This window comes from Aquimarina brevivitae (assembly GCF_004216895.1).
GTDB lineage: Bacteria > Bacteroidota > Bacteroidia > Flavobacteriales > Flavobacteriaceae > Aquimarina > Aquimarina brevivitae.
The window spans coordinates 1,422,835-1,449,562 of sequence record NZ_SGXE01000001.1; the positions used below are offsets into that span (position 1 = coordinate 1,422,835).

The window sequence follows — 26,728 nt, forward strand, 5'->3', positions numbered from 1 at the left end:
TATCATAGTAATACCCTGTAAAACATATTCCTACTATTACATTATTTTTCTAATACTTATGATATATCAGCAAAGCCATAGCTATCCTCAACTTTAATAACGCAAGATTTTATGGAAATTCGAAATGCTATAAGCAATGTATTTAATTTTTTAAAGCGAATTTATAGCCAAACCCTATCAAGTATTGCATTCTATCCAGTATTGATTACGCTTCTTTTTTTAATTGGTGCATTTACTATTACGGCCATAGAAAATGTTTCACTAATTCATAAACTAAAGGATGAAATACCCTATTTAATTATTAGAGACCCGGATATCGCTAAAACAATTTTATCTACCATGATAGCAGGTATCTTATCGCTTACAGTCTTTAGTTTTTCTATGGTGATGGTTGTATTGAATCAGGCTTCTTCGAATTATTCACCTCGTTTACTGCCGGGTCTTATTTCTGATAAAAAGCATCAAATCATCTTGGGGATATATATAGGTACACTCTTGTATAGCGTGATTATACTTATTTCTTTAGGCGCATCAGAAGTGGATACAAATTCTGTAGGATTGTCGACAATGATTGCGGCGATACTAGGAATAGTTTGTGTGAGTCTTTTTGTGTATTTTATTGATAGTATTTCAAAGGCTATTCAGGTACATAATATTATTAATAAGATTTACAAGAATAGTGATAAACTATTGGATAAAACACTCAAAGATCAAGAAGAAGGCGCAGAATTAAAGGAGTATTGGCGCGAGATTAGAAGCGAAAAAACTGGTTTTTATAAAACATTTGATAGTCGGGTTATGCGCAATTTTTTTTCAGACAAAAAAAATGAAATTGAAATCCTACTTTATGAAGATCAATATGTTTGGGAAGGGATGCCAATTCTTAGAGTTAAAGAAAAATTACCGGATAAGGAACTTAAATCCTTATTATTATGTTTTGACTTTTCACAAGATGTACACGAGGATAATAGCTATACTGGTGGACTGATAAAACTTATGGAAGTTGCTGTAAAGGCAATGTCTCCTGGTATAAACGATCCAGGTACGGCTATCGATGCGATTAATAAAATCGGTCCCTTAGTTCATAAGTGTCTTACCATGTATCCCATAACTATAGAAAAGAGACACGATGACAATCTTATCATTAACACGCATCAGGTGCCTCCCAAAGATTTAATGCGATTAATAATACAGCCTATCCGGCAATATGCAAGGCACGATAGTTCGGTGATGCACGTGCTAATTAATACGCTATTATTCATAAAAAGAGATACAGCCATTTTAACCCCCGGTCGATTAGCCTTAAAAAATGAGCTCCTGCTGGTAGAACAGGATATAAAAGATAGTATTTTTAATGAAGGAGATAAAATACAGCTACTTCATCTTTTTAAGGAATAGTAGCTCAGTTTTAAATAAAATGGGATAAATGTTCTTAAGAACTTTTTAAGAGTGTTGGGAAAAGTGCTAATGCGCTAAGATCTCTATTTTGTTTTAAGTTTAACACAAATAAATTTTTTTTTAGAATATGTTGTGATTTACTTGCGATTTTAACAAAATAATAGTTTTTTTTTCATCCTGATTAACAATTGTACGTTTCCTTTTTGACTAAATTTTATAAAGAAAATAGGTAGATAGCCTTTTTGTTAAAAAGTTAACTATTTGCCTTACTACATAAATCAACTAACAAGATTAACGTACTATGAATAAAACAGTAACCATTGATGCTAATAATGCTTTAGACAACCTGCAAAGCATTCAGCGACAAATTGGGGGCCAAATAAAACAAACCAAATCGCAATATGTACTTACTATAAACAATAAAACCGCAAAGGGGGTGATCAAAGCAAATGCTTTTGACAGAGGCTTAAGGTTGTTAGAATATGATATTACCTTTAGAGAAGCGGTTGAACTTAGTATTGATGGGGATCAAATTGCCCCTATATATTTCTATTATTTTGCACAGGGTTTTGGGTATCATCAAATCAATGAACAAAATCAATTTAAAATAGAGCAGTATAGATCGGTGATAACCTCACCTCAAGAAGATGTTACTTGTTTCCTTTCTTTTCCTGCCAATCAAAAAATTCATTTAACCGAACTACAAATCCATAAGCAACAATTCTTGAACAAACAGGGTCTTGCATTAAATCAACTTGAGGATAATCTCTACGAGGTTTTTGTGGATAAGGATTGTCGTAACAACTTTTTGTACTATGGAGCTTTTGATTTAAGCTTGCTTGATAAGGTTACAATGTTGAATGAAGATATAGCAGTTGGAGGAAGCTTAGTCAATCATTTATACAAAGAAGGTATAGTTTATCAAATATTGGCTGATCATCTAAGAATTTATAGGTCTTCTTCAAAAAATCAAGACTTAGAAACTTCCTTATTAAAAAAAGAACTTAAAAAAATTAAAGAACTGTCGATTAGTATAGCCAATGATGTTTCTAGAGATTATTGTTTGGACGCCTTATCCGAAGAGACTGGTCTACCACAGGCAAAACTACAAGAAGGTTTTAAGTTATTATATGATATGACAGTTACTGAATATATCAGGCACTTACGATTAGAAGAAGCTAAGAGCCTTATGAATGATTCAGATCTCAATATATCTGAAATAGTTTATAGTATAGGGTTTAGTAGTAGAAGTTATTTTTCCAAAATATTTAAGGAAAAATATAGTATTAGTCCTAATGAATATAAAAATAAAGTGTTTCAACCATCAAAACTAAATGCAGTTAAATCAACAAGCTTAGAGGTTGTTGCATAGAAAAATATAAATTGAGTGAGTTGTGAGATGATATGGGATGATGTAACAATATTTATTTAATAATCTTTTTTAATAAATACATCATCCCATATTTTTTAAGCATTCCTAATATGGACGGAATCCAATTATAGGGCTTCAACTCTTCATTGACCTCTGATTTTATTAACTTTAACTCTTCAATAGCTATTTGTCTTTCAAGATTAAGTCTCTTAAGATCATATTGTATCTCTTCAAAAGAATTGTAATATTTATTCATTTTTTTAATTTTAGAATACTTTTATTAGTCAAAGTATGTCTTAGCTATTTTGCGTATAATAATTTTATCTATTTGTTTTCGCAGAAAATAAAATAACAGACTAATAATCATTAGACCTCCGCCTATTATTAAACAGGATAGTGTAATGCTATTCAGATAATTACCCAAGGCTATCGCTCCTGATACGGCCATAAAAATTAAACCCAGGAATATAAAGCCTCCAATAACGGCCATTTTAGTTAAGAAAGAAAAAGATGAGGTAAGCTGTTGAAATAACTTAAGCTTATAATACTCATTAGTTTTTTCAACATACTTTTTACTTAAATCAACAGCCTCTGATGTCTTATTGTTTATTGAATTAAATAAACTCATCTATGATTTTTGAAGTTTTTTGTTTTTCTCTTTTAGCTCAGCTAATTTTTTTTCCATTGTAGTAATGATATCTTCTGCTTTGTAGCTTGCGTTACTTACTACAGCTTCAATTTGAGAGTCCAAACTTTCCTTTCTATGAGCAATATTTTCTGCAACCTGATCTCTAAATTGATAAGTGTTTTCAACAAAGCGATCTTTCGCATGAGAAGCCTCCTCTGCAATTCGTCTTCTTGTATTAACTCCTTTGTCAGGTGCATATAATATACCTAAAATAGTTCCTATGGCAGTTCCGGCAAGAATGCCAAGAAATGTGTTTCCTTGATTACTCATTAGTATTGGTTTTAATAGTTAAATTTATATTCAAAGGTGGGTTATTGCTTGTAATTATGTTGACTCTAAACAAGTTTTTATTAACGTATTTCATATTCTTAATACCGTTAACTTTTTGACCAATACCGTTAATGAGCTGCATGTAATGATTGTATTTTAAGGTGAAATTTTAAATTGACAAATTATTATGAGTAGTTCACTTATTTCTACCAATCCATATACAGGAGAACGTATTCAAAATTACGAGCTCTATACCAACGACCAAATCAATCAAATTGTAGAGCAATCTACTAAGGCGTTCGATAGTTGGAAAACTCAAGAAATCGAAGAAAGGACCGATAAGTTGAGAAAAGTGGGTTCCTTATTGGAGGAGCGCAAGCAGGAGTACGCAGCACTGATAACGGAAGAAATGGGAAAGCCCATTTCAGAAAGTATTGCAGAGATCGAAAAATGCGCGTGGCTATGTGAGTTTTATGCGGTTAATGCAGAAGATTTTTTGGCTGACGATTTAATCGACACAGAAGCACAAGAAAGCTTCATTAGTTACGATCCACTAGGGTGTATCCTGGCTATTATGCCCTGGAATTACCCGTTTTGGCAAGTAATGCGTTTTGCGGCTCCGACCTTAACCGCGGGTAATGTGGCATTATTAAAACACGCGGCAAATGTTACAGGTTGTGCTTTAGCTATAGAAGAACTTTTTAAGGATGCAGGATATCCTAAGGGTTGTTTTCAAACGCTCTTAACAGATCACGATACAATTGAAGAATTAATGGCTAACGATACTGTAAAAGCAGTTACGCTAACCGGTAGTACTAAAGCAGGTAAAGCTATAGCCTCTATCGCAGGCAAAAATTTAAAAAAATCAGTATTAGAGTTGGGCGGCAGTAATGCTTGTATTGTTTGGGATGATGCGGATTTAGATACTTATTTGGATACTATGGTAAAAGCCAGAATGCAAAACACAGGGCAAAGTTGTATTGCAGCTAAACGATTTATTGTCGAAGAAGGTATTTATGATCAATTTTTAGAAGTTTTTAAAGAAAAGGTTTCGGCGTTAGCTATTGGAGATCCGACAGATAAAGATACGGACATAACAGTATTGGCTAGACCAGATCTCGCTCAAAAAGTAAAAGAACAGGTAGATCAATCCTTAGAAAAAGGAGCGAAATTAGTAACCGGAAACGAAGTCAAGGATGCTTTTTATCAGCCAACTATTATAACCAATGTAACGCCAGGAATGCCTGTTTTTGAAGAAGAAGTTTTTGGGCCTGTGGCCGCCATTATTAAAGTTAAAGACAGAAAAGAAAGTATTCAACTAGCCAATCAAACCGAGTTTGGTTTAGGTACAATGCTGTTCACCGAAAGCATCGAAGAAGCGTTACAACTAACAGGAGCTATTGAGGATGGTGCTTTTTTTATCAATGAATTGGTAAAGTCCGATCCAAGACTACCATTTGGAGGCACAAAAGGTTCTGGCTACGGAAGAGAGCTGTCTAGAGAAGGAATTCTAGAGTTCGTAAATAAAAAGACAGTTTACGTTAAATAAAATCTTAATACGAAATAGCATAATTATATAATATGAAGTTTGTAAAAGAAGAAAATGAAGAAAGAAGGGATTATATCCTGCAAAAAAATAAAAAGACAAAGTTTGGAGCACTTTTTATCACCCTAGCCTTAATATTTCTGGTGATTGTGATTGTTGCTTCTGCAATTTATTTTGAATTGATTTAAAAATACAACTATGGAAGATGGTAAAAGAATAAAAAACGAAGACCAATATGAAGCGCTGAGAGAAAAAGGGTATAGCAAAGAAAAATCTGCGAGGATTGCCAACACCAAGGATAGTGGAGAAAAAGGTGGCGCTGCAAAGAAGTACGAAAAACGAACCAAAGAAGAATTATATGAACAAGCCAAGAAAGTGGGTATCGAAGGGCGATCAACAATGAATAAAGAAGAGCTCATCGAAGCACTTCGTAATAATTAATTAAAAAAATGACAACTATGGATTATATTTTGATTGCATTAAAAGTTATTGTTGGACTTAGTATCTTAAATGTTTGGCTGGTTCAAAATAAAAAACCGACTCGATGGAGAGGTGGTAATGCTACTACGATAATTGAAGAATTTAAAGTGTATGGGCTGCCGGTTTGGTTTTGTTATGTTGTAGGCACGCTCAAAGTATTACTAGCATTGTTACTGATGGCTTCAATTTGGGAACCTATGCTGCAGCAACCAAGTGCAATAGGGTTAGGCGCTTTGCTTTTAGGTTCGATTACTATGCATATTAAAATTGGCGACCCTGCCTATAAATCATTTCCGGCTGCATTATTTTGTTTAATGTGTGCGTTTATTGCATTTGGGCCTCAGTTTTTTTGAAGCACTAAAAAAAAGCTATAAGCTAAATAGAAATTAAGCAAAGCATAGAAAAGTGCGGGGATAGTAATCATAAAACTATCTTGCACTTTTATTCTGGTGAAAATTCCCAATAGCATTAAAATAGCTAAGCCTAAAGCAGCTATAAATGCTAACGGGGTATAGAAATTATAACCTAATAACAGACAAAAACCTCCAATAAGCTGAAGTGTACCTACTAATTTGCGATATTGTGGAAGATTGAATCTTTTAAATTCGGCAATCATTCTGGCAGACCGTAAACAGCTCATTCCATAAAATATGAAGCTTAGCGAAGAAAAAAGGGTTAGAATTAATAACATACTATTGTAAGGTATAAAAAAACCGAAGGGTTTATCCTTCGGTTTTGACATTTTATGAAGAATTTTAGTAGCTCTTCATTTTTTCTTTTCTTTTTCGTAATTGGTCTTCCAGGTCTTTAATGGTTTCGGCTATAGCTTCTGCAAAACTAGCTTCATCTGATTCTGCATATAGTCTTGGACCTGGTGCACTTAAGCGTATACCACAGTGATGTCCATTTTCATCAGAGGTTGTATTCTTTTTCTTTAAAAAAATATCTGCTCTGTGAACAAAATCATATTTATCTTCTAATTTATTTAATTTTTCATTGGCAAGCTCTTCTAATCTATCGCTTGCGCTTACGTTGACATATTCGAATATAGTTTCCATGTTTCTTTTATTTTTTTGTTGATTGAAATAATCTTATTCATCTTGCCATACTGCGACAGCCTCATCACGCAATAGTTGTGTCATATTATATTCCTGATATCTGCTATTAGCATTTGAAGCATAAAACATATCAGAATATGTAAAGCCATATTGCAAAGCATCCTCAGCGGAAGCACCATAATAAATGTTATCAAATTGCGCCCAATGACATGCACCAAGACACATCATACAAGGTTCACAGCTGGTATACAATACACATCCAGTTAGCTTTTTAGAGTTTAACAGTCTACAAGCTTCTTGTATGGCATATAATTCAGCATGTTTGGTAAGATCGTTATATTGTGATACAATATTATGTACGGCAACTAAGACTTTATTGTTTTTAGTTATGACTGCCCCAAAAGGACCACCGCTTGTAACTTCTTTACCTTGCCTAGCCAGGGCTATCGCTTGCCGCATAAATTTAAAATGCGTTTCCTCCATCACGTTTGTTACTGATCATCTTTCCAGTTGTCATCATCGTCATCATCCGCATCTTTAACTACAACTGGTTCTATAGGTTGGTATTCTGTTTTGAGCTGTTCATATAATTGCAACTGTGGACGGGTTAGCAGATCACTCATATCTGCACTTTCATCAGCCCAATTTTGCTTAATGGCTAAAATTTTATTTTCTATGGATAAGTTACTATTTCTGATTTTCTTTTCTTTAATAAGATATTCTTCTATCTTTTTTTCCATAGTAAGTAATTGCTTTTCAGTAAGTCCTAATTGCTTGTCATACTTATAAGCAAGATCTTTTGCTTCTTTTGCTAACTTAGGATCAGAATCCTGATAAATGGTATTTTGTCCAAAGCTGGTCATCGATGTTATTAAAAATAACAATACTATATAATATTTCATGGTGTTTGTTTTTGTCTAAGTTATTAAAAAATTTAATTGAAACAATTGTTTTGTTTTAATCCAGTATGGACCAAAATTTATTGTTACAATTCAAATCTTTTCTGTTAGGAGGTTGTATTGTCCAAGGTGCCAGCATTGTCACTAGTTAAACCTGGCTCATTGGTATAATCTCCATTAAAAGTAAATTCTCGCTGCATCATTCGGGTTCTATTTTCTGGATCCTCCTGTGCACGTAGTTCTTCAGGAAGGTCTTTAGGGTTTCCTCCATAGTATCCAATAGCTACTGCTGTAGCTACGTGATATTCTTCTGGAAACTTAAATTCTTTTTTTGCTTTCTTAAAGTCTACCCCTGCCATATGATGTAAGGCTATACCCAGATGTTGTGCCTGTGTAGTAACATTACCCATAAATAGACCTAAATCGTGAAGGGCGTGAAAATTCTCTTGTCCTTCATCTGTTTTTGTTTTAAAGGCAGTAATTAGTAACACTGGCGCATTACCGGCCCAGGATTGATTAAACTCACCTAGACAATCAAAAATACGATCATAAGTTTTACTTCCTTTTATACCCCAAATGATTCGCCAAGGTTGTCTGTTGTACGAACTGGCAGCCCATCGGCCTGCTTCAAATAATGAGCGTAACTCTACCTCAGATACTGGTTTTTCCGAAAATACACGGGGCGAGTAGCGTTCTTTTAACGATGGTAATATTTGAAATTTTGAATCTTTATGATCTTTAGATATTGTATCCTCCATAGTTTTTTCAGTTTTACTTAAAAATATTTTATTCCCTACAATTAGGGTAACGCGAATGGCAATAATATTAACGCTTTCGGTTACTCTTGTCATCGCATAAAAATTCCTGAACCAAACATTATTGGCTCAGGAATTTGAGTATTATCTATTTGTTATGATGCTGAATTCACCAAACTTAAATCCAACTGCTCATTAGTTTTCTTTGACCATGCAGATAACATCCAACTCGATTTTTCTAGCTCTCTGATATACGCTCCAATAAGATCGATGGTTCCTTCATCATTAGCTTTTGATGCTTTTTCAATAATTTGTCTCATTTGTGTCAGCAATAATGAATGATCTTTTAAAATTTCATTGACCATTTCTGTATCCGTTTTTAATGGAGAGTTTTCCTTTACTGATGAGATTTTTAAATATTCACTGTATTTACTTACTGGATGAAATCCTAAAGTTAAAATGCGCTCTGCTATTTCATCTATTTTTGTTCTAGCATCAGTGTACAACGCCTCAAACTGTTCGTGTAAATCAAAAAAGTTTCTTCCTAAAATATTCCAATGAAAATTCCGCAATTTTTGATAATACATATGATAATCTGCTAGTAATGTATTCAGTTCAATTACTGCAGGTTTTAATTTTTCACTATCTATATTTAAATAATTCATTTGTTAGTATATTTTTTATTAATGACTTGTTTTCTTATATATAGTATAGTGTCAAGAACCCCGTGATCCAAGTATTTAACGGTGTTTAACTTCATTTAAGAAGGTTTAACTTAATAAGTGTTAAAAGTAGAGAAGATTCTAAATTGAATCTGGTTTGGTATAAGTTGAGCTACCTATTTTGAAGAGATGAATAGGATAGATAGCTCAATTGTAAATGATATTCTTTACTGTTTTAAATGCAGGAAACCACAGTAAAATAGTACTTTAGTAATTAATAAACTATGAACTTGTTAGCTTGTTTAGTAAAGAAGAATTAACAAGCGGTCCAATATCTAAATCGTATTAATTTTCCGTCTTTAGTTTCTAGTATGATGCCATCATCTCTAATTTCGTGCAGTACAGTAAACTGTCCATTGCCTTGTCCTTGATTGATCTGCTCTTTTATTTGACGACCAAAAAGTTCAACAAGTTCTTCCACTGTTGTTTCACGGTTCAGTATATGGTCTTCGTATAGTAACACTACTGAGCTTTCATTTTTAAAATCAACTTCTTCAATTAGATACTTTTCGTTATTATTTCCAGTAAACTTTACGTTTTGATATTTAAGTGTATAATACTTAGCGCCTTGCCAAGCCTCTGATAATCCGCCACAATCATACTGGGGTTCAAATTCTTGATTTGGATTGCCTAGCGTTTTTATAATTTGTGACTTGGTAGAAAAAAAATGGAGCCCTCGAAATTGAATCTTGTCAAAATCTAACTGTTGTCCAATACTACATTGATAAAATAAAAGAAATAGTAAGATAGCGGTGGGGATTTTCATAGGTTATTGTGCTTGCACGGGATGTTATATTAATTTTCTAATATTTCAAATACGCTTTTTAAATCTAAAATCGAATTGTAAATTAGGTATATATTCAAGATTACACAACAAGCAAGTGATGTATTTAACCCCCTATAGGCCTCCTTGATTAAGAAAGCCTACAAAACTACATCAACATATTGGTTTTGGTATCCTCAACATTAAAATTTAGTTGATAATAACGTTGTGCAATTTTTATCCATGGTTTGCTGCAAAGGTAGCATTCAATGGCTTTTTATGTAAAGGCAAAACCCCAGCCATTTCGCCCATTACATTAACAAGATCAGCGCCATTGGGGACCACGATTTTGGTATTGGATTGCAGTGCGGTCTCCATGGCTTCTAATTTTCGAAGCATTTGTGCATTGCCGACAAAATATTTGTCTGCGGCATTGTTTACTAGTTTTATGGCCTCTGCATCACCCTCTGCGTGTAATATTTTGGCACGTTTGTAACCTTCTGCTTCTTTAATCTTGGCTCGTTTAATACCATCGGCAACAGTTTCTGCAGCGGTTGCTGAGTCTATTGCAGCAATTTTTTCATTTTCTGCTTTTACCACTTTATTCATTGTTTCTTGTACGTCCGAAGGTGGGTCAATTTGCTTCAACTCGGTTCGGATAATTTCGATACCCCAATCTTTTGTTTCCTTATGCAGGGTTTCGTGCAGTTCCAAGTTGATTTTACCCCTTTCACTATTTGCTGATTTTAGCGTTAAGGTACCAATGATGTTACGCAATGTGGTCCGAGCTAAATTTACGATTTGGTATTGGTAGTTATTGACATCATAAGTAGAACCCTTTACACTTTCCTCATCTGACTTTACTCTAAAGTAAACCTGAGCATCTACGGTGGCATTTAAGTTATCATTGGTGATGATTTCTTGTGGCTCAGCATCCACCATTTGTTCAGTGATGTTCACTAAGTAAAGTCGGTCTACCAGGGGTATGATCCAATGGAACCCAGGCTCCGCCAGTTTTCTGTATTTACCGAGTCGTTCAATAAGTCCCTTGTGTGTTGGTCTTACGATCCGTATACCCACTATCAAAATAATGACAATAGGAATTAAGGTATAGATATAAATTGGTTCCATGGTTGTCTGTATTAACTGTTATAAAATGCTTATTTACAAAAAGGACAAGACCATACTAGGCCTTATCCATAAGGAGGTTTCACCTTTAATCGTTGGTTAGACGGCTTTTGGTTGACCCTTTTTAATGATATTAATCACTTCTTCGCGTCCTTTTTTCAATCGATTTTCGACCCTTTTAAGTAATTCGTTTTCTTTTCCGGCTTCAAATTTCAAATCTTCATCTGTAAGTTGCGAAAACTTACTTTTTAATTCTTTCGACTGGTTTGCCCAGTTACCGGTAATCTTGAATGCCTCATTGGTCTTTTTTTGAGAATTTTCCATCTTTTTTAGTTTACACCGTGAATTAATTTTCACAACAATATAAAGATAGAGTAACTATGATCCTTTTTCATTACACAAATAAGGGAGAGAATTACATGTATCACACATCTTCAAGATTTCCCCTTCGTTTATTGGCAATCCCTTTATAGAAAGTAGGTGTAAGTCCGGTTATTTTTTTGAACTGATTGGATAGATGAGCCACGCTGCTGTAATGCAGTTTGTATGCAATTTCCGTTAAGGATAATTCATCATATAATAAAAGTTCCTTCACTTTTTCGATTTTAATCAGAATTATGAATTGCTGAATGGTAATACCTTTTACTTCCGAAAATACATTAGCCAGATAGGTATAATCATATTCCAGTTTTTGGCTGATAAAGTCTGAATAGCTTACTTTCGGCTGCTCATCGCTGTAGTGTATCATCTCAATAATCACGTTCTTGATACTTTCAACCAATATGCTCTGCTTATCGTCTAAGAGTTCAAGACCTGATTTTTTTAGATTGACTTTGAGTTGCTCAAACTGTGTTGAGGTAATGTCTTCTAATATTTCAATAACACCTAAGTCCACAACTACATATTCAATGCCTAATTTTTTCAATTCCACCTTTACCATCATCTTACAACGGTGACTTACCATGTATTTTACGTAAAGTTTCATTGTTATGGAAATTGATAGTTTTTCTAGTTTTTAATTTCGATTAGCCCTCACCATTGACTTGTAGATTTTTATAGGTTTTTTTAGTAATACTAACGGTTATTTGCCAATAACAATTCCCTCCATCATCTACCATTACATATTCTTTTTTCCAATCCATTGTCGTCCATTGTGTGGAAGTGCTTCTTGGTGCAGGGGGAAGTTCTAAAATTTCACAAAATGCATTTATTTCAATTACGTTTTCTCCCTCTTTAGTAAGGTACGGAATATATTGTTTGTAATACTCGTGGAAGCTCTCTTTAACCGGTTTTTTTAAAAAGTCAAATATGCCATCTTTGATAGCTGTTGACAAAATATCTTGAGCTATGGTGATTTCTTGTTCACTAGGTTCCCATTTTTGATACCCATACTGCTCAAGTAGCCAGTGGTTGTGCTGAGAGTTAACTAAAACTACTGTTTTATGATCTTTCAACAAGGAGCTTTGTTCCTGATGATTTTCTTTCTTGCAAGTAGAGCTTTTACAGGAAAGTAAGCAGCAGCAAATTATTAAGGTTAGTTTAAAGCGTATATTCATTTTATAGGTTTTTAAAGTTGTCTGCAGTGGTTGATGATGGGATTAAAATCATCAAGTAGTTCAACTCAGGTTTTAAGGGGGTAAGAGAAGATTTTTCAATATTTAGAAATATGAATTAATTTATTAGAATGTCATATCATCTACCTCTTCAATTTCGACTTCTGGAAATTGAAATTTCTTGTGGTTTGGGTAGTATTGATTCATGAATTTATAATACGCTCTGACTTCACCTCCTTTGTCTCCCAATCCATCATTAAAAAAGATTAGCGTATCATTAGGAGCCATTATTTTATAAATAAATTGTCGTTCTACATCCCCTTTTGTTCGTTTATTTTTTGAGTAAAATGTTTTTCAAATGAGTAATCACTATTAGCTATTGTTTTTTCAGCTAATTTAGTTGTTCGGATGTGATTTTTCATCGTAAAACTAGTATCTTCTTTTATTGTAGTTTGCAACTGAATTTCATTACTCTTTTTAGTAATCAGTATTTCATCACGGCGTGTCCACCATTCCATATCCAATTTTACTGCTATTTTAATGGTATCCTTTTCAGTCATTTTAGAAGTGAAGTCCGCTAGGTTTTCAGTTAGTTTTAATTCGGATGCATATAATTTGTTGTTATGGTTTGATTTACAGTTGATAAATAGTATGCATAACAGTATCGCGAGGAAGAATTTCATTTTAAGCCTGATTTTAATTATTCAAATTGTTGATTAGGATTGACTGTGTCCTCCTGACAAAGCTCCGCTTTGAGAATCATAAAAGAATCACTTCAACGTTTTCAAAAAAAAAGCGAGCTTCTTTTTTGAAACTCGCTTTGTAATTCACTTTTTTGTGATTCATTCGTGACCTCGGCAGGATTACCTTCGGTGTTCCTTTGTGATCCGTAGTCTAAACGAAAAGTGACAAATCATAGATTTGCACCTTTTTAGTTGTATTTCGATCTTTGAACAGGTTCAAATCTCATTCAACTAAAAAAGTCTGCAATATTGCAGACTTTTCGTTCTTAAGTGACCTCGGCAGGATTCAAACCTGCAACCTCTTGAGCCGTAATCAAGTGCACTATTCAGTTATGCTACGAGGCCGTTTTACTAATGCGGGTGCAAATATAGGTGTTTTTATAAAAAACCCAAAGGCTTAGCCTAATAATTTAATTTTTATGTTTTGTCCTAAAATAAAGTTGACTTTATAAACTTATATTTGATGATAAACACAAACACTATGGATTTAGAGCAATTGATAAGAGATGTCCCTGATTTCCCGAAACCAGGCATCGTATTTAAAGATATTACTCCGCTTTTAGCGAATGCTAAAGCACTTTCGTTTGCTGCCGATACCCTTGCAAAATCAATTGATGATGATCAAAAAATAGATAAGGTAATTGGTATTGAATCCAGAGGGTTTATCCTGGGGCCTATGATTGCTGAGCGCCTAAACGCAGGGTTTATTCCTGTGCGAAAAAAAGGGAAGTTACCTTTTACAGTAGTCTCCAAGACGTATCAATTAGAGTATGGAGAAGATACATTAGAAATACATACTGATGCTATTCAACAAGGCGATCGTGTATTGATCCACGATGATGTATTGGCAACTGGAGGTACTGCACAGGCAGTTTGTGAATTAGTAAACTCCTGTGGGGGTATTATTGTAGGGTGTAATTTTATTATGGAATTGAGTTTTTTAAACGGAAGAGCAAAGTTACCTTCCGAGCTAAAAGCATTAATAACCTACTGATGAAAAAAGAAAGCCCTTAGACTGTTGCCAAGGGCTCTCCATAACTCAAATAATATATAATAAGGAATAACTTACTGTTTGGTGGTGGCTATTATTGCGCCATCCTTAGCTTTATCACCATAAATACTTATGGCAGTTGCTGGGTTTAAGAAATCTACAACATCTAATCTCTCTGCCTTAGCCATTTTGTCCAGTGTTATAAAATCAGACTCTTTACCATCAATGATAATTAATTTATCAATTTCAGGATTATCAACAAATTGATATTTTTTCGATCCTTGGCCCCAGGAATTTCCTAAATTTTGACCTTTGAAGACAAAGTTTCCATTTTCATCTTGCTCAAATTTGAAGGAGTTCATAATTTGATCTTTTAACTGTTGAACATTCACGCCATTGCCCAAAAAGATGGAATCTATGTCTTTATCAAAGTCAAAATCAAAAGCAAAGCTGTGCTTTTTGAGTAAGCTATCCATGTCAATAGGAGCTTTGGAGAATCCTGCCTGATTCTTCCATGCCAAGATGTCAAACATTCCGGTATTGGTGATAAAGAGGTTACCTTTTTTATACCCAAGTTCTACTTCGGAGATTGGTACATTAGATGAGGAAGAATAGTGACTTTTTGCTTTGCCGCGCTGCAAGATCAAGCTTAGGCTTGTGATTTCACCAGCATCATTATATGCAACATTTTCAATAATTAAATCAATACCATTTTCTGCAAAGAAAGCGGTTAGGTCCTCTAATTCCTTTTCAGTGGTATCTTTGTTAATGATAGCGGTTACATCATCTTCCTGCACCGCTGTTACATTAGGGCTAATCTGCATAGTCGTAAATGCAGTTAGAGAAAGCATACCTAGTACGCTTGCTCCTATCATAATCCATTTTTTCATAACTAAGTAACATTTTTTAATTACCAATAGTTGGTATATCAAAAACATACCTTAAATACGACTCAAAATTAAAAGTGTTGCAAAAAAAATTATAACGCTCTTTTAGTGACGTATAGTTTCCATCCAAAGATCAGCATTTGCAGCTTTGAGGCTTTACTTAGATCAACGCCTTGTTGTGTTAAACTAGGTAGTATAGCTTTGTTTACTTTAGCGAGCCAAGTGAATACATTTTTTTTCACGGTGAGTTGGTTTGTTGGTTAATATGATCAAAATTAATCAATTTTAAATACTTCATGAAATTTGAGTAAAATGTAAGGCTTTGCTGGCTACAAGTTTTATATTGCGCTATCAAAAATAACAACGATGTTTCTGAGTATTGTATACGTATTAATTGGATTTGTGTTACTAGTAGTAGGAGGGGAGTATTTGGTTCGCTCCTCTGTGGCACTGTCTTTTAAATTGAAATTATCCAAGATGGTCATAGGGCTTACGGTGGTATCTTTTGCTACTTCGGCCCCTGAGTTATTAGTGAGTCTGCAAGCTGCCTTAAACGGACTTTCGGACATTTCTTTGGGTAATGTCGTAGGGTCCAATATTGCTAACATTGGATTGGTTCTAGGAATTACTGCAATAATTGGTCCATTAACAGTAGATAAAGACTTTTATCGCTTCAATTGGCCGGTGATGATGCTATTGTCCATTGTATTATATCTGTTTTTGATCAATGATGGTGTACTTTCACGTATCGAGGGTATGATTCTATTTGTGGCTTTGATTTTATATATGGTGCTGTTGATTATGAGATCAAGAAGAGCCTCGGCTATTGCGGTCGAAGAGGTAGATGATGCCTTGCAGAAGACTTCAGCATTTAAAATTGTTATTTGGTTATTGATTGGAGCAGCGGCTTTATATTTCGGATCAGAATTATTAGTAAAAGGCGCCGAAACAATTGCAACCAGTATGGGTGTCAGTGAAGGCGTGATTGCAGTAACGTTGATCGCAGTAGGTACTAGTGTGCCAGAACTAGCGGCTTCTGTAATTGCAGCTTTAAAACAAGAAAAGGCGATCTCCTTAGGTAATTTAATAGGTTCCAATATCTTTAACATAGCATCGGTGTTGGGGTTAACCTCGTTAATACAACCTATAGCGATAAAAGATCAGGCACTGATGGGTGTCAATATATTTTGGATGCTTGGTTTTGCGTTTATTTTGATTCCTATTGCATTTATACCAAAGTTTTTAGTGATCGGTCGTGTCAAAGGAATTGTCATATTTGGAGCCTATGTGATTTTTGTGTCTCTGGTATTTTTATAAAAGCCTCTTGGATACATTTATAAGTATTTCAATATTAAAAAAACGCCTTTAAGAAAAAATCTTAAAGGCGTTTGCGTTTAACCGTGGTTAGTGTTTTATGCCATAACAGCTTCTACGTTTGCTGTTTTAACCGTTTTAATGATTCTACCTGCAATTTTATAAGGATCACCGTTAGATGAAGGACGTCTGTCTTCTAACCAACCTTTCCATCCTCGCTCTACGGTCATAATTGGAATTCTAATAGAAGCACCTCTGTCAGATACTCCATAGGAGAATTCGGTTATTGATTGCGTTTCGTGCTTACCAGTTAAGCGTTTGTCATTATCTGCTCCATATACGTCAATATGCTCCTTAACTAATGGTCTAAAAGCTTCACAAATAGTTTCGTATACTTCTTTAGAACCACAAGTTCTTAAGACTTCATTAGAGAAGTTAGCGTGCATACCTGATCCATTCCAGTCTGTATCACCAAGTGGTTTTGGATGCCAGTTAATCGCTAAACCATATTTTTCTCCAATTCTTTCTAAAATATAACGTGCAATCCAAATTTGATCTCCAGCAGCTTTTGCTCCTTTTGCAAAAACCTGAAATTCCCACTGTCCTGCAGCAACCTCACCATTGATTCCTTCTACATTAATTCCTGCGTCTAGACACTGATCCAAATGCTCTTCAACGATTTCTCTTCCAAATGCATTTTTGGCACCCACTGAACAGTAAAACTGTCCTTGAGGTGTTTGATCCCTTGGAAACCCTAATGGTAAATTGGTTTCTGGATCCCATAAGAAATATTCTTGTTCAAAGCCAAACCAAAAATCGTTATCGTCATCGTCGATCATAGCACGTCCATTGGTCTCATGAGGCGTACCATCTGCATTTAATACTTCAGTCATTACCAAGTATCCATTTCTTCGATCCGGATCCGGAAAAATGGCTACAGGCTTTAATAAGCAGTCTGAAGAGTTACCTTCTGCTTGTCGAGTTGAGCTTCCGTCAAAAGACCACATTGGGCAGTCCTCTAATTTTCCGCTAAAATTTTCTTCAATCTTAGTTTTACTTCTAAGGTTTGCTGTCGGTTTGTATCCATCTAACCAGATGTACTCTAATTTGGCTTTACTCATAATTTTTTGATTAAATAAGTTGAACGCTTTCTTGGTGTACAAAGATAAATTTTCTTTTCACATGATAAAAAAAATAGGGGTTTAAAGCTTGATTTTGAAGTTGGATTTGTAATAACCCTATTTTTAAAGGGGGTGTAATGATTTTTATTTAAAAATTAGAAGTTTAAATTTTCGATTCTACAATAGAAACTTATTTTATATTTGTAAAAAACAATATTCATTATGTCAACATTAAGATTTGAAGCTCTAAAAGAGGCTATTAACCGAAATGCTGTAATAATTACAGAGACGGATCGCAGATCAGCGATTTTTGGAGAAAACGTTTTCAATCAAACGACAATGATGCAATCCTTAACTAAGGATGCATACAAAAGCGTAATGGCTGCAATTGAAAGTGGTTCAAAAATAAATCGAGCTATTGCGGACCAAATAGCTTCGGCTATGAAAGAATGGGCGCTTGCCAAAGGAGTGACCCACTATACGCATTGGTTTCAACCCTTAACCGGAGCAACAGCCGAAAAACACGATGCTTTCTTTGAAACGATTGGTAACGGGCAGGCGATTGAAAAATTTGGTGGCGGACAACTGGTACAGCAAGAGCCTGATGCTTCATCTTTTCCTAATGGTGGAATACGAAATACTTTTGAGGCTAGGGGATATACAGCCTGGGACCCTACTTCTCCTGCTTTTATTTACGGAACCACCTTGTGTATACCAACAGTTTTTGTTGCCTATACAGGTGAAGCTTTAGATTATAAAACACCTTTATTGCGAGCTTTACAAGCCGTGGATAGCGCAGCAACTGCAGTAGCCAAATATTTTGACAAAAATGTAAAAAAAGTAAACGCTTCTCTAGGCTGGGAACAAGAGTACTTTTTGATTGATAATGGACTTGCCAATAGTAGACCGGATATTGTAATGACTGGTAGAACATTATTGGGGCATTCGCCTGCCAAAGGACAGCAGTTGGATGATCATTATTTTGGAAGTATCCCTACCAGAGCCCTAAACTTTATGATGGACCTGGAGGTGGAGTGTATGAAACTCGGTATACCGGTTAAAACAAGACATAATGAGGTGGCACCAAATCAATTTGAGTTAGCGCCTATATATGAAGAAACAAACCTTGCTGTAGACCATAATTCCTTATTAATGGATGTGATGGGTAAAATAGCCTCAAGACATAATCTAAAGGTGCTGTTGCACGAAAAACCATTTGCCGGAGTTAATGGATCGGGTAAGCATAATAACTGGTCTTTGGGTACAGATACAGGGATAAACCTTCTTGGGCCTGGTAAAACTCCGATGAGTAATCTTCAGTTTTTAACCTTTTTTATCAATACTATCAAGGCCATCAATGATAATGAAGAATTAATGCGAGCTGGTATAGCTTCAGCAAGTAATGATCATAGATTGGGAGCTAATGAAGCTCCGCCAGCAATTATGTCTGTGTTCATTGGAGAGCAACTGACAGCTGTACTTAAAGAATTAGAAGGGGTGACAGATGGAAAACTTTCGCCTAAAGAAAAAACTGATCTTAAGTTGAATGTGGTAGGTAAAATACCTGAAATCTTATTGGATAACACCGATAGAAATAGAACATCACCTTTTGCTTTTACGGGTAACAAATTTGAGTTTAGAGCTGTGGGTTCTAAAGCGAATTGTGCTAATCCGATGACAATCTTAAATACCATCGTAGCGAAACAGTTAGTTGATTTTAAACAAGAAGTTGATAAATTAATTAAGAAAAAAGATCTTAAAAAAGATGAAGCGATCTTTAATGTGTTGAGAGAATATATCAAGCAATCTAAGAATATTCTTTTTGAAGGTAACGGTTATGGTGAAGAATGGGAAAAAGAAGCGAAGAAAAGAGGTTTAAGCAATAATAAAACTACTCCTGAAGCTTTAAAGGTTAAGGTGTCAGATAAAAACCTACGACTTTTTGAAGAGATGGGTGTGATGAATAAGATAGAAGCTGAAGCTAGGTATGAGATCGAAATTGAAGAATACGTGATGCATATCCAGATTGAAGGTCGAGTGCTTGGGGATATTGCAAGAAATCACGTCATACCTACCGCTATCAAGTATCAAAATACATTAATTAATAATGTATCTGGATTAAAGGAGTTGTATGGTAGTGATTTCAAGAAATATGCTGCTGAGCAGATGGAAATTATTGAAGAAATTTCAAACCATATTGGCAAAATAAACGCCAAAGTAAATGAAATGACAGAAGCTCGTAAAAAAGCCAATGCTATAGAGGATATCGTAAAAAGAGCTGAAGACTATTGCTTTAAAGTAAAACCAATGTTTGATGACATTCGATATAGTTGTGATAAATTAGAATTATTGGTAGATGATGAGCTTTGGCCTTTAACTAAGTATAGAGAACTTTTATTTACACGATAGCTAATGGTAAGAAACCACCTACTGGTTTCAGCCAAAACTGTTTTTTATACATTCTATAACAGTTGTTTAACTCAAACAAACTCACAGGTTTACATAAAGCTGTGAGTTTTTTTATGGTATTTCGTCGAAATGTTAGTTTTTACGGAGCGATACTGTTAAAAAATTTATAAATTTACAATGCTTGCGAGGATTAGGATACTTTAAAGCTACCCCCTATAAATCTTTTGAATAACGTAGAATTGCACCTGTTTGACTGATGAAGTTATGATATTCTATGGATTAAACTTATGCGTGATAATTAAGTAGTGCTCATTAACCATTTTAATTATATATATTACGTATGAAAAAAGTAGTTTTTACCTTAGCAGCTATGCTAAGCGCAACCGCGATGGTTGCCCAGTCAAATTCCAGCAATGTTACTCAAACAGGAGAAAGTAACCAGGCTGACATTACTCAAATCGGCTTACAAAATTCATCAATCACTTCTCAAGAGGGTGTGTCTAATTCCGCTGAAGCTATTCAAGGGAGTGATCTATTTGCATCTCGAAATGGTGTAGTAGAACAAACCCAAATCGGAGAGAAAAATTCGGCATTCGCACAACACGAAGAGGATAGAAACCAGGTGTATCAAGAACAAATCGGAGATGGAAACTCAGCAAGCGCGTCACAAAATCTTTTGTTTTTTGGTGGCGATAACGTGTCTGATCAGTACCAGGAAGGAAACGAGAATAGTGCAGTTACTACCCAAGAAGGCACCGAAAATGTTGCAATTCAATTGCAATTTGGAGATGCTAACTCAGCGAGTTCTTCACAGCAAGGTTCTTCAAATTTTAGTGGAAGTCTTCAACAAGGAAATTTAAACGCGGCTTCAATTGCTCAGGTAGGTACTACTAACGATTCTGAGCAATATCAGCTTGGCGACGCCAATGTTGCTACAGGTGAGCAATGGGGTTCTGATAATGTGCTTTTACAGGATCAAGAAGGTGGTGGCAACAACGCTACTTCATTACAAGGTAGCAGCTCTTTTGATTCAAGAGGAGGAACTGTACAGCAAATTCAAATCGGTAACGAAAATACGGCTTTTGCTAACCACGAAGAGGACGATAACTATATCGGACAGGGACAAGTTGGCGAGGGTAATAGCGCTACCGCTGATCAAAACCTGGGATCTTTTGGAGGTGATAACTTCATCCTACAAATTCAAAGAGGAAACGGAAATGTTGTTGATGCTTCACAAAATGGGAGTAATAATTTTTCTGATCAGGATCAAACGGGTGACGAAAACTTAGGTTTGGTAACACAATCAGGGACAGATAATACAGCAACTCAAACTCAAGTTGGAAATAGTAATAGCGCAGAGGCTGTACAAGGAGGCTTCTTCTTTACTTCTAGAGGGGGTTCAATAGACCAATCACAAACTGGTGAAGGTAACGTGGCATTTGCAAGACACGAAGAGGATAATAACCAGGTGCTTCAAATCCAAGACGGAAACTCAAATAGCGCATCTGTAACGCAAAACATTCTAACCTTCGGAGGAGAAAACTATACGCAGCAATATCAACTTGGAGAAGGTAACTTATCTGAAGTTTCTCAAGAAGGTGGAGCTGGATTATTAGGTGAGTCGAATATTACAAGCCATATCCAGATAGGAAACGAAAACTTTGCATTAACAGCGCAAAGCGGGTCTGGTAATATAAGCGATATTTTACAGTCTGGTGATATGAACCTTGCTCAAGATACTCAAGTAGGTGCAGATAACTTTACATTTGTTACTCAAACAGGTAATATGAATAGTAGTATTATTCTTCAAACCGGAACAGCTAACGCTGCTACAGTAACACAGACAGGCGGACTATAAAATCCAATTACATACAACCAACCAATAAATAGATAAGAAGAGTAATGTCAATCCTTGGCATTACTCTTCTTTAACTCTTTTTGAGAAAAAGATAAATGAGGTAAATATGATAAGATTAAGTATTCAGGGTGTATTATTATTTTGGGTTTTCTTTTCTTTTGCTCAAGAAAATTATAACCTACCTGTAGAAAACGAAATCGTTATTCTATCCCAGGTCAATAGTGTAGAACGTACAGATCAAATCCGAGCTGCAAATGAATTATCTAATTCTGTTTTTATTCAACAGATTGGAGAACGGAATGATGTAACTACAGCTGTACGAGCTCAAGAATCAGCTATAACTGTATTGCAAAAGGGAAATAATAATAGCATAAGTATGGAGAGTGCCGCGACAGAGATTCAAAAGCTAGTAGTGCAGCGTGGCGATTATAATACTGTTCAAGAATTTTCTATAGATCCAAAAGCTGCAACTAACCTTCAATTAATTCAAGATGGAGATCATCTTTATTTTGAGCAATTTGGTAGCAATGAGTTATCTAATAGCCTTAAGATTAAGATGACAGGTACAGCTAGAAATATTATTATTCGAAGCTTCTAAAAAATGAATCTGAAATTAATTTTCATTTTTTACGCAGTAATGCAATTGCAGGCACAAACGTCAACGAATGCGGATATAATTGCTAAACTGGAAACTTCAGTAATTGATGAGTTGATCATTTTTAGGGCAACCGCAACCAATGCCAGTGAAGTATACAAAAGTCTTCGTTTTGTGTTTTCTGCATTTAGAACAAATAAAAACGGGGAATTAATAAAAAACAATCAAGATGAGCGCTTTACCATAGCGGCAAATGAAAAAAGAGAGCTATCAAATTTTGCGATCCATAAAGACATCAAGGATAAATTAATTGTATTGTTGCTCATTTATGATGAAGATCAAATTATCGCAAAAGACCGAATTGGTCTTAATGAGAAGAAAAAGAAAAAAATCATCTACCAGCCAGATGATGATGGCATAGAAATTAAGGGTATTGTGGTAGAAGAAACTAAAACAAAACCCGGTAAGGATTTTTATGAGTTTTTTTATACCGCTTATAATCAACATCAAATAAATGGCTCAAAAGTAGTAGGGATATATGAACAATTAAGCTTTGGAAGAAGTACAATCATTCAGGTTAAAATCGATGATCAAGTAATTCAGGAATTTTTAGCCAAACCAGACATTGAATATTTAGAACAAATGTCCAAAATTGCAATCAGAAAAGTATACAAGTATTTTAAAGATTTTAAAAACCAAAAAAACGATATAATTCAATATTGAATTTACAACTATGATAATAAGAATCAGTCTTATACTAATTACAACACTTACATTTAATTCCATAAAGGCTCAAGAATTAGTATACCAGCCAAAAAACCCAGCGTTCGGGGGGGATACTTTCAATTACCAATGGTTGTTGAGTTCGGCCGAGTCTCAAAATGAATTTACAGATCAAGAAGATTCCAACAATGGTAGATCAGATTTAGACCGATTTAGCGATGGTTTAAATAATCAATTGTTAAATCAAATTTCGAGATCTTTATTTAATGAACAATTTGGAGAAGAAGGATTGACTGAGGGAACCTTTAGTTTTGGTACGCTTTTTATCGAAATCTTTCCGTCTTCAGAAGGTTTGATTATTAACATTTTGGATACTTCAACAGGAGATCAGTCTCAAGTTATAATACCTAATTAATTTAATAATGTCAGCGAAATATTATAAGGTATTTTTCCTTTTGGGCTTAATAATGGTGATTGCGTCCTGTGGAACCTACTTTAATCAACCTATAGAGATCGAAAATGCTAGACTAGGCGAAAACAGTCCAGCAACCAAAAGCATTAAAAACTTACCTCAACCCGTAGAACCTGTAGTTGTCGGTGTTTATAAATTTAGGGATCAAACCGGTCAGTATAAACCAACTGAAGGAGGGAGTACATTCAGTACTGCAGTTACTCAGGGGGCAACGACTATTTTGATAAAAGCATTAGAGGACTCTAATTGGTTTGTGCCCATAGAACGCGAAAACCTTAGCAACTTATTGAATGAAAGAAACATCATTCGTTCTACCAGAAAAGAATACAATAAAAATCAAAATGGCAACGAACCCCAATTACCCCCATTGTTATATGCGGGTATTATTCTTGAAGGGGGTATTGTATCTTATGATACCAATATTATTACTGGTGGTTTAGGAGCAAGATATTTTGGTGTGGGTGCTTCGACACAATATAGACAGGATCGTATTACGGTTTATCTAAGAGCAGTATCTACCTCTAGTGGTAAAATTTTAAAAACAGTTTATGTTTCCAAAACGATACTATCTCAAGCATTAGATGCTAATTTCTTTAGGTATGTAAAATTTAGAAGATTGCTAGAGGCAGAAACTGGTTTTACAAAAAATGAACCAGGACAATTAGCAGTTTCTGAAGCTATTGAAAAGGCAGTAGAAGCACTAATTCTAGAAGGTGTTGAGGACGACTTGTGGACGGCTAAAGCGTCTAAAGAGGAGGTGGAGCAGCTCCTTACAGCGTATAAAACAGAAAAGTCTGAATCCGAAAACACAGGGTTATACCAGCGTTTCTTCAAGGAAAGACGGGGGGAATTTGGTTTAACGCTACAAGGGGGAGCAGCCTTAATCAATGGGGATTATAATGAAAAGGATGCTGATTATGCCATTGGTGTTGGAGCTAAACATTTTTTTAATCCCTATCTAAATGTTGGTATAGGAGTCAATAAATTTCAATTGAGTAATGGGCAGGTATTTTCGCAAGGTTTTAATGCTTTGCAGTTGAACACAGAACTCTATCTTTTGCCTTTTGAAAAAATTTCACCCTTTGCTATTGGTGGCATCGGCATCATTAACACGGATGATTTTAGTAAATCCTATGTGCAAGCACAGTATGGGTTAGGTGTCGAATATTTAGTAGCAGAGCAGTGGGGGATATCAACACAGTTGACTCATAATTTAGTATTTAGTGATAGTGTGGATGAGGTAGTCCAAGGTAAGCAAGATGATCAGTATTTTACGATTGGTTTTGGTCTTACGTATTATTTTAAAAAACCCCTACCAATGGATAAAAAATTGCGAAAACAAGAGCGAAGCGAGCAAAAAGCATTGAGTAAACTGAGAAAAAGGAACAGAAAAAGTAGAAACGAGAAGGTTACGGAAAACAAACGATAAAAAAGATAATAAAGTCAGATGCAGTTTATTAAATATATAGCCTTGATAGTAGTTACTGTAATGGTAATGATGTCTTGTGGCGAAGATACTATAGATCTCCAAGGATTAGGTGTTGTTGAAGGCCGTGTGGTTCAAAGTGGAACTAACGAGCCATTGGAAAATGTAAAAATAGCTACCAATCCAGCATCAAGTACCGTTTTTACGGATCAGGATGGATTTTACAGTATAGTCAACATTCCCGCTGGGGAGTATTCGCTTTCTGCACAAAAAGATGGCCTATTGGCAGAGTTTGAGGCTATTTCGGTTATAGCGGATACTTCAATAGAAGTTGTTTTTGAACTGGAATTGGAAACCGCTTCGAATCGCCCGCCAAATGCAGCTATCTTGATTTCGCCTGAAGATAATGCACAGGAAACACCAACAACTGTGGAATTAGTGTGGAGCGGAAGTGATCCTGATACGGATGATAACCTTACCTATTCAGTTAGGATTCAGAATGATTTCAATTCAGAAATCTTAGAGTTTGAGAATATAAACGATACAACCCTTACTGTTGCTAATTTAATGTTTGGGGTTAAATACTTTTGGCAGGTAACCACTAGTGATGGAATCAATGATCCGGTCAATAGTACTGTAGCTTCATTTACTACACAAAACCCACCCAATAACAGAATTGTATTTACCCGATTGATAGAAGGTAATAGTGTAATATTTTCAGCAGACGAACAAGGAGAAACAGTACTTCAACTCACCTCATCCGGAAGGAACAGTTTTAGACCTCGACGTAATCCAAACACCTCGAAGATTGCATTTTTAAGATCGATAGGTTCGCAGACACATTTATTCACTATGGATGAAGATGGTACCAATCAACAACAAATTACAGGACAAGTAGGGGTTAATGGATTTAATCTCGAAGCTGTTGATTTTACCTGGGATGCTAATGGAGCACAATTGCTCTTTCCTAATCAAGATAAATTATATCGAATCAATAATGATGGTAGCGGATTGGAATTAGTGTATCAAACACCAGACGGTAGCCTAATCACAGAAATAGCTAAAAATCCAGGATCAAATATAACCGTGGTCAAAACGAATAACCTTGATGGCTATAGTGTTCGTATTTTTACAATTGATACTACTGGAGCTGTGGTAAACATTATTCTGGAAGGTGTTCAAGGTGCTGCCGGTGGCATTGATATATCTATAGATAATACTAAAGTACTGTACGCTTACGATGTTTCAGGTTTTGAAAATGTAAATTATCGTAGGTTAGACACGCGCTTATTTATCTATGATCTGACTACAAATACTGCTACAGATCTATCAACCGATAAACCATCAGGTACTAATGATCTCGATCCAAGGTTTTCTCCGAATGAGGCATCAGTGATCTATGTAAATACTTCTAATGATGGAGTATCACAACAAAATATTCAAATACTACCAATAAACGACCTTGTTGCAAGAAACACCCTACTGTCTAATGGGGCCATGCCAGATTGGGAGTAAAATTTAGATGCCCAAAACCAGGATCCCAATTTTCGATTATCG

The 26,728-nt window shown here is 35.2% G+C and carries 33 protein-coding genes and 1 tRNA gene; 15 read left to right on the forward strand and 19 right to left on the reverse strand.

Annotation, left to right across the window (positions count from 1 at the left end; genetic code table 11):
• The first annotated feature begins 111 nt into the window (after positions 1 to 111).
• Both EV197_RS06155 and EV197_RS06160 read left to right on the forward strand, forming a co-directional pair.
• On the forward strand, positions 112 to 1,398 hold the full coding sequence (locus EV197_RS06155; RefSeq protein WP_130285849.1) for a DUF2254 domain-containing protein: 1,287 nt from the start codon (positions 112 to 114) through the stop codon (positions 1,396 to 1,398).
• A gap of 301 nt (positions 1,399 to 1,699) precedes the next feature.
• The gene (locus EV197_RS06160; RefSeq protein WP_130285850.1) at positions 1,700 to 2,770 is read left to right on the forward strand and encodes a helix-turn-helix domain-containing protein; all 1,071 of its coding nucleotides are present in this window, start codon (positions 1,700 to 1,702) and stop codon (positions 2,768 to 2,770) included.
• Positions 2,771 to 2,822: 52 nt separating this feature from the next.
• Here the strand turns inward: EV197_RS06160 and EV197_RS06165 are convergent, their stop codons facing one another.
• From EV197_RS06165 to EV197_RS06175, 3 genes are read right to left on the reverse strand one after another with little or no spacing between them, the layout of a single operon-like run.
• On the reverse strand, positions 2,823 to 3,026 hold the full coding sequence (locus EV197_RS06165; RefSeq protein ID WP_130285851.1) for a hypothetical protein: 204 nt from the start codon (positions 3,024 to 3,026) through the stop codon (positions 2,823 to 2,825).
• 24 nt (positions 3,027 to 3,050) lie between these two features.
• Positions 3,051 to 3,398: a hypothetical protein gene (locus EV197_RS06170; RefSeq protein ID WP_130285852.1), complete on the reverse strand. Its 348-nt coding sequence runs from the start codon at positions 3,396 to 3,398 to the stop codon at positions 3,051 to 3,053.
• On the reverse strand, positions 3,399 to 3,728 hold the full coding sequence (locus EV197_RS06175) for a YtxH domain-containing protein (protein ID WP_130285853.1): 330 nt from the start codon (positions 3,726 to 3,728) through the stop codon (positions 3,399 to 3,401). It lies immediately after the preceding gene.
• Between the two features lie 187 nt (positions 3,729 to 3,915).
• On the opposite strand from EV197_RS06175, the gene EV197_RS06180 reads away from it, so the two are divergent.
• Genes EV197_RS06180 through EV197_RS06190 form a run of 4 tightly spaced genes read left to right on the forward strand, consistent with a single transcriptional unit; the run spans position 3,916 to position 6,107 of the window.
• Entirely contained in the window at positions 3,916 to 5,277 is a 1,362-nt protein-coding gene (locus EV197_RS06180; protein ID WP_130285854.1) for an NAD-dependent succinate-semialdehyde dehydrogenase, read from the forward strand.
• Positions 5,278 to 5,309: 32 nt separating this feature from the next.
• Positions 5,310 to 5,462: a hypothetical protein gene (locus tag EV197_RS17015; protein ID WP_165389007.1), complete on the forward strand. Its 153-nt coding sequence runs from the start codon at positions 5,310 to 5,312 to the stop codon at positions 5,460 to 5,462.
• 10 nt (positions 5,463 to 5,472) lie between these two features.
• Entirely contained in the window at positions 5,473 to 5,715 is a 243-nt protein-coding gene (locus tag EV197_RS06185; protein ID WP_130285855.1) for a DUF7218 family protein, read from the forward strand.
• Positions 5,716 to 5,732: 17 nt separating this feature from the next.
• A complete protein-coding gene (locus EV197_RS06190; RefSeq protein WP_423190647.1) occupies positions 5,733 to 6,107 on the forward strand; it encodes a DoxX family protein in 375 nt (124 codons plus the stop codon).
• On the opposite strand, the gene EV197_RS06195 is transcribed toward EV197_RS06190, so the two are convergent.
• The 14 genes from EV197_RS06195 to EV197_RS06255 all read right to left on the reverse strand — a co-directional run bounded on the left by EV197_RS06195 (position 6,095) and on the right by EV197_RS06255 (position 13,720).
• The gene (locus EV197_RS06195) at positions 6,095 to 6,496 is read right to left on the reverse strand and encodes a DoxX family protein (protein ID WP_341273013.1); all 402 of its coding nucleotides are present in this window, start codon (positions 6,494 to 6,496) and stop codon (positions 6,095 to 6,097) included. The genes EV197_RS06190 and EV197_RS06195 overlap by 13 nt on opposite strands.
• Before the next feature lie 13 nt (positions 6,497 to 6,509).
• The gene (hpf, locus tag EV197_RS06200; protein ID WP_130285857.1) at positions 6,510 to 6,812 is read right to left on the reverse strand and encodes a ribosome hibernation-promoting factor, HPF/YfiA family; all 303 of its coding nucleotides are present in this window, start codon (positions 6,810 to 6,812) and stop codon (positions 6,510 to 6,512) included.
• Positions 6,813 to 6,845: 33 nt separating this feature from the next.
• Positions 6,846 to 7,295: a nucleoside deaminase gene (locus EV197_RS06205; RefSeq protein ID WP_130285858.1), complete on the reverse strand. Its 450-nt coding sequence runs from the start codon at positions 7,293 to 7,295 to the stop codon at positions 6,846 to 6,848.
• Between the two features lie 8 nt (positions 7,296 to 7,303).
• Positions 7,304 to 7,714, reverse strand: a complete 411-nt coding sequence (locus tag EV197_RS06210; protein ID WP_130285859.1) for a hypothetical protein — start codon at positions 7,712 to 7,714, stop codon at positions 7,304 to 7,306.
• A 104-nt stretch (positions 7,715 to 7,818) separates the two neighbouring features.
• Positions 7,819 to 8,469: a nitroreductase family protein gene (locus EV197_RS06215; protein WP_130285860.1), complete on the reverse strand. Its 651-nt coding sequence runs from the start codon at positions 8,467 to 8,469 to the stop codon at positions 7,819 to 7,821.
• A 152-nt stretch (positions 8,470 to 8,621) separates the two neighbouring features.
• Positions 8,622 to 9,131, reverse strand: coding sequence for a Dps family protein (locus EV197_RS06220; RefSeq protein WP_130285861.1), 510 nt, complete (start codon positions 9,129 to 9,131; stop codon positions 8,622 to 8,624).
• A gap of 313 nt (positions 9,132 to 9,444) precedes the next feature.
• Positions 9,445 to 9,954: a hypothetical protein gene (locus EV197_RS06225; protein ID WP_130285862.1), complete on the reverse strand. Its 510-nt coding sequence runs from the start codon at positions 9,952 to 9,954 to the stop codon at positions 9,445 to 9,447.
• Between the two features lie 234 nt (positions 9,955 to 10,188).
• Complete coding sequence (locus EV197_RS06230) at positions 10,189 to 11,082, reverse strand: SPFH domain-containing protein (RefSeq protein ID WP_130285863.1); 894 nt, start codon at positions 11,080 to 11,082, stop codon at positions 10,189 to 10,191.
• A gap of 96 nt (positions 11,083 to 11,178) precedes the next feature.
• Positions 11,179 to 11,403: a hypothetical protein gene (locus EV197_RS06235; RefSeq protein WP_130285864.1), complete on the reverse strand. Its 225-nt coding sequence runs from the start codon at positions 11,401 to 11,403 to the stop codon at positions 11,179 to 11,181.
• A 100-nt stretch (positions 11,404 to 11,503) separates the two neighbouring features.
• A complete protein-coding gene (locus EV197_RS06240; protein ID WP_130285865.1) occupies positions 11,504 to 12,064 on the reverse strand; it encodes a helix-turn-helix domain-containing protein in 561 nt (186 codons plus the stop codon).
• Between the two features lie 40 nt (positions 12,065 to 12,104).
• Positions 12,105 to 12,533 (reverse strand): hypothetical protein, encoded by a 429-nt coding sequence (locus EV197_RS06245; RefSeq protein ID WP_165389008.1) that lies wholly within the window; start codon positions 12,531 to 12,533, stop codon positions 12,105 to 12,107.
• Positions 12,534 to 12,758: 225 nt separating this feature from the next.
• The gene (locus EV197_RS17020) at positions 12,759 to 12,920 is read right to left on the reverse strand and encodes a hypothetical protein (RefSeq protein ID WP_165389009.1); all 162 of its coding nucleotides are present in this window, start codon (positions 12,918 to 12,920) and stop codon (positions 12,759 to 12,761) included.
• A gap of 23 nt (positions 12,921 to 12,943) precedes the next feature.
• Entirely contained in the window at positions 12,944 to 13,315 is a 372-nt protein-coding gene (locus EV197_RS06250) for a hypothetical protein (RefSeq protein ID WP_130285867.1), read from the reverse strand.
• A 331-nt stretch (positions 13,316 to 13,646) separates the two neighbouring features.
• A tRNA-Arg gene (locus EV197_RS06255) sits at positions 13,647 to 13,720 on the reverse strand.
• 136 nt (positions 13,721 to 13,856) lie between these two features.
• On the opposite strand from EV197_RS06255, the gene EV197_RS06260 reads away from it, so the two are divergent.
• Complete coding sequence (locus EV197_RS06260; protein ID WP_130286198.1) at positions 13,857 to 14,369, forward strand: adenine phosphoribosyltransferase; 513 nt, start codon at positions 13,857 to 13,859, stop codon at positions 14,367 to 14,369.
• A 71-nt stretch (positions 14,370 to 14,440) separates the two neighbouring features.
• Here the strand turns inward: EV197_RS06260 and EV197_RS06265 are convergent, their stop codons facing one another.
• The gene (locus tag EV197_RS06265) at positions 14,441 to 15,256 is read right to left on the reverse strand and encodes a hypothetical protein (protein ID WP_130285868.1); all 816 of its coding nucleotides are present in this window, start codon (positions 15,254 to 15,256) and stop codon (positions 14,441 to 14,443) included.
• A gap of 369 nt (positions 15,257 to 15,625) precedes the next feature.
• Here EV197_RS06265 and EV197_RS06275 point away from each other — a divergent pair, with 369 nt between their 5' ends.
• Positions 15,626 to 16,570 carry a calcium/sodium antiporter gene (locus EV197_RS06275; protein WP_130286199.1) on the forward strand — a complete coding sequence of 315 codons (945 nt, stop codon included), beginning with the start codon at positions 15,626 to 15,628 and terminating at the stop codon, positions 16,568 to 16,570.
• Between the two features lie 95 nt (positions 16,571 to 16,665).
• On the opposite strand, the gene EV197_RS06280 is transcribed toward EV197_RS06275, so the two are convergent.
• Positions 16,666 to 17,688 carry a glutamine synthetase beta-grasp domain-containing protein gene (locus EV197_RS06280; RefSeq protein WP_130285870.1) on the reverse strand — a complete coding sequence of 341 codons (1,023 nt, stop codon included), beginning with the start codon at positions 17,686 to 17,688 and terminating at the stop codon, positions 16,666 to 16,668.
• Positions 17,689 to 17,910: 222 nt separating this feature from the next.
• Between EV197_RS06280 and EV197_RS06285 the strand changes: the two genes are divergently transcribed.
• The 7 genes from EV197_RS06285 (at position 17,911) to EV197_RS06315 (ending at position 26,686) form a co-directional block, all read left to right on the forward strand.
• The gene (locus tag EV197_RS06285; RefSeq protein WP_130285871.1) at positions 17,911 to 20,097 is read left to right on the forward strand and encodes a glutamine synthetase III family protein; all 2,187 of its coding nucleotides are present in this window, start codon (positions 17,911 to 17,913) and stop codon (positions 20,095 to 20,097) included.
• 340 nt (positions 20,098 to 20,437) lie between these two features.
• Positions 20,438 to 21,955, forward strand: coding sequence for a hypothetical protein (locus tag EV197_RS06290; protein WP_130285872.1), 1,518 nt, complete (start codon positions 20,438 to 20,440; stop codon positions 21,953 to 21,955).
• A gap of 106 nt (positions 21,956 to 22,061) precedes the next feature.
• Positions 22,062 to 22,553 carry a hypothetical protein gene (locus EV197_RS06295; RefSeq protein WP_130285873.1) on the forward strand — a complete coding sequence of 164 codons (492 nt, stop codon included), beginning with the start codon at positions 22,062 to 22,064 and terminating at the stop codon, positions 22,551 to 22,553.
• Positions 22,554 to 22,556: 3 nt separating this feature from the next.
• On the forward strand, positions 22,557 to 23,273 hold the full coding sequence (locus tag EV197_RS06300; protein ID WP_130285874.1) for a CsgE family curli-type amyloid fiber assembly protein: 717 nt from the start codon (positions 22,557 to 22,559) through the stop codon (positions 23,271 to 23,273).
• A 10-nt stretch (positions 23,274 to 23,283) separates the two neighbouring features.
• Entirely contained in the window at positions 23,284 to 23,688 is a 405-nt protein-coding gene (locus EV197_RS06305; protein WP_130285875.1) for a curli production assembly/transport component CsgF, read from the forward strand.
• 7 nt (positions 23,689 to 23,695) lie between these two features.
• Positions 23,696 to 25,174, forward strand: a complete 1,479-nt coding sequence (locus EV197_RS06310; RefSeq protein ID WP_130285876.1) for a CsgG/HfaB family protein — start codon at positions 23,696 to 23,698, stop codon at positions 25,172 to 25,174.
• 18 nt (positions 25,175 to 25,192) lie between these two features.
• The gene (locus tag EV197_RS06315; RefSeq protein ID WP_130285877.1) at positions 25,193 to 26,686 is read left to right on the forward strand and encodes a carboxypeptidase regulatory-like domain-containing protein; all 1,494 of its coding nucleotides are present in this window, start codon (positions 25,193 to 25,195) and stop codon (positions 26,684 to 26,686) included.
• Positions 26,687 to 26,728 lie beyond the last annotated feature (42 nt).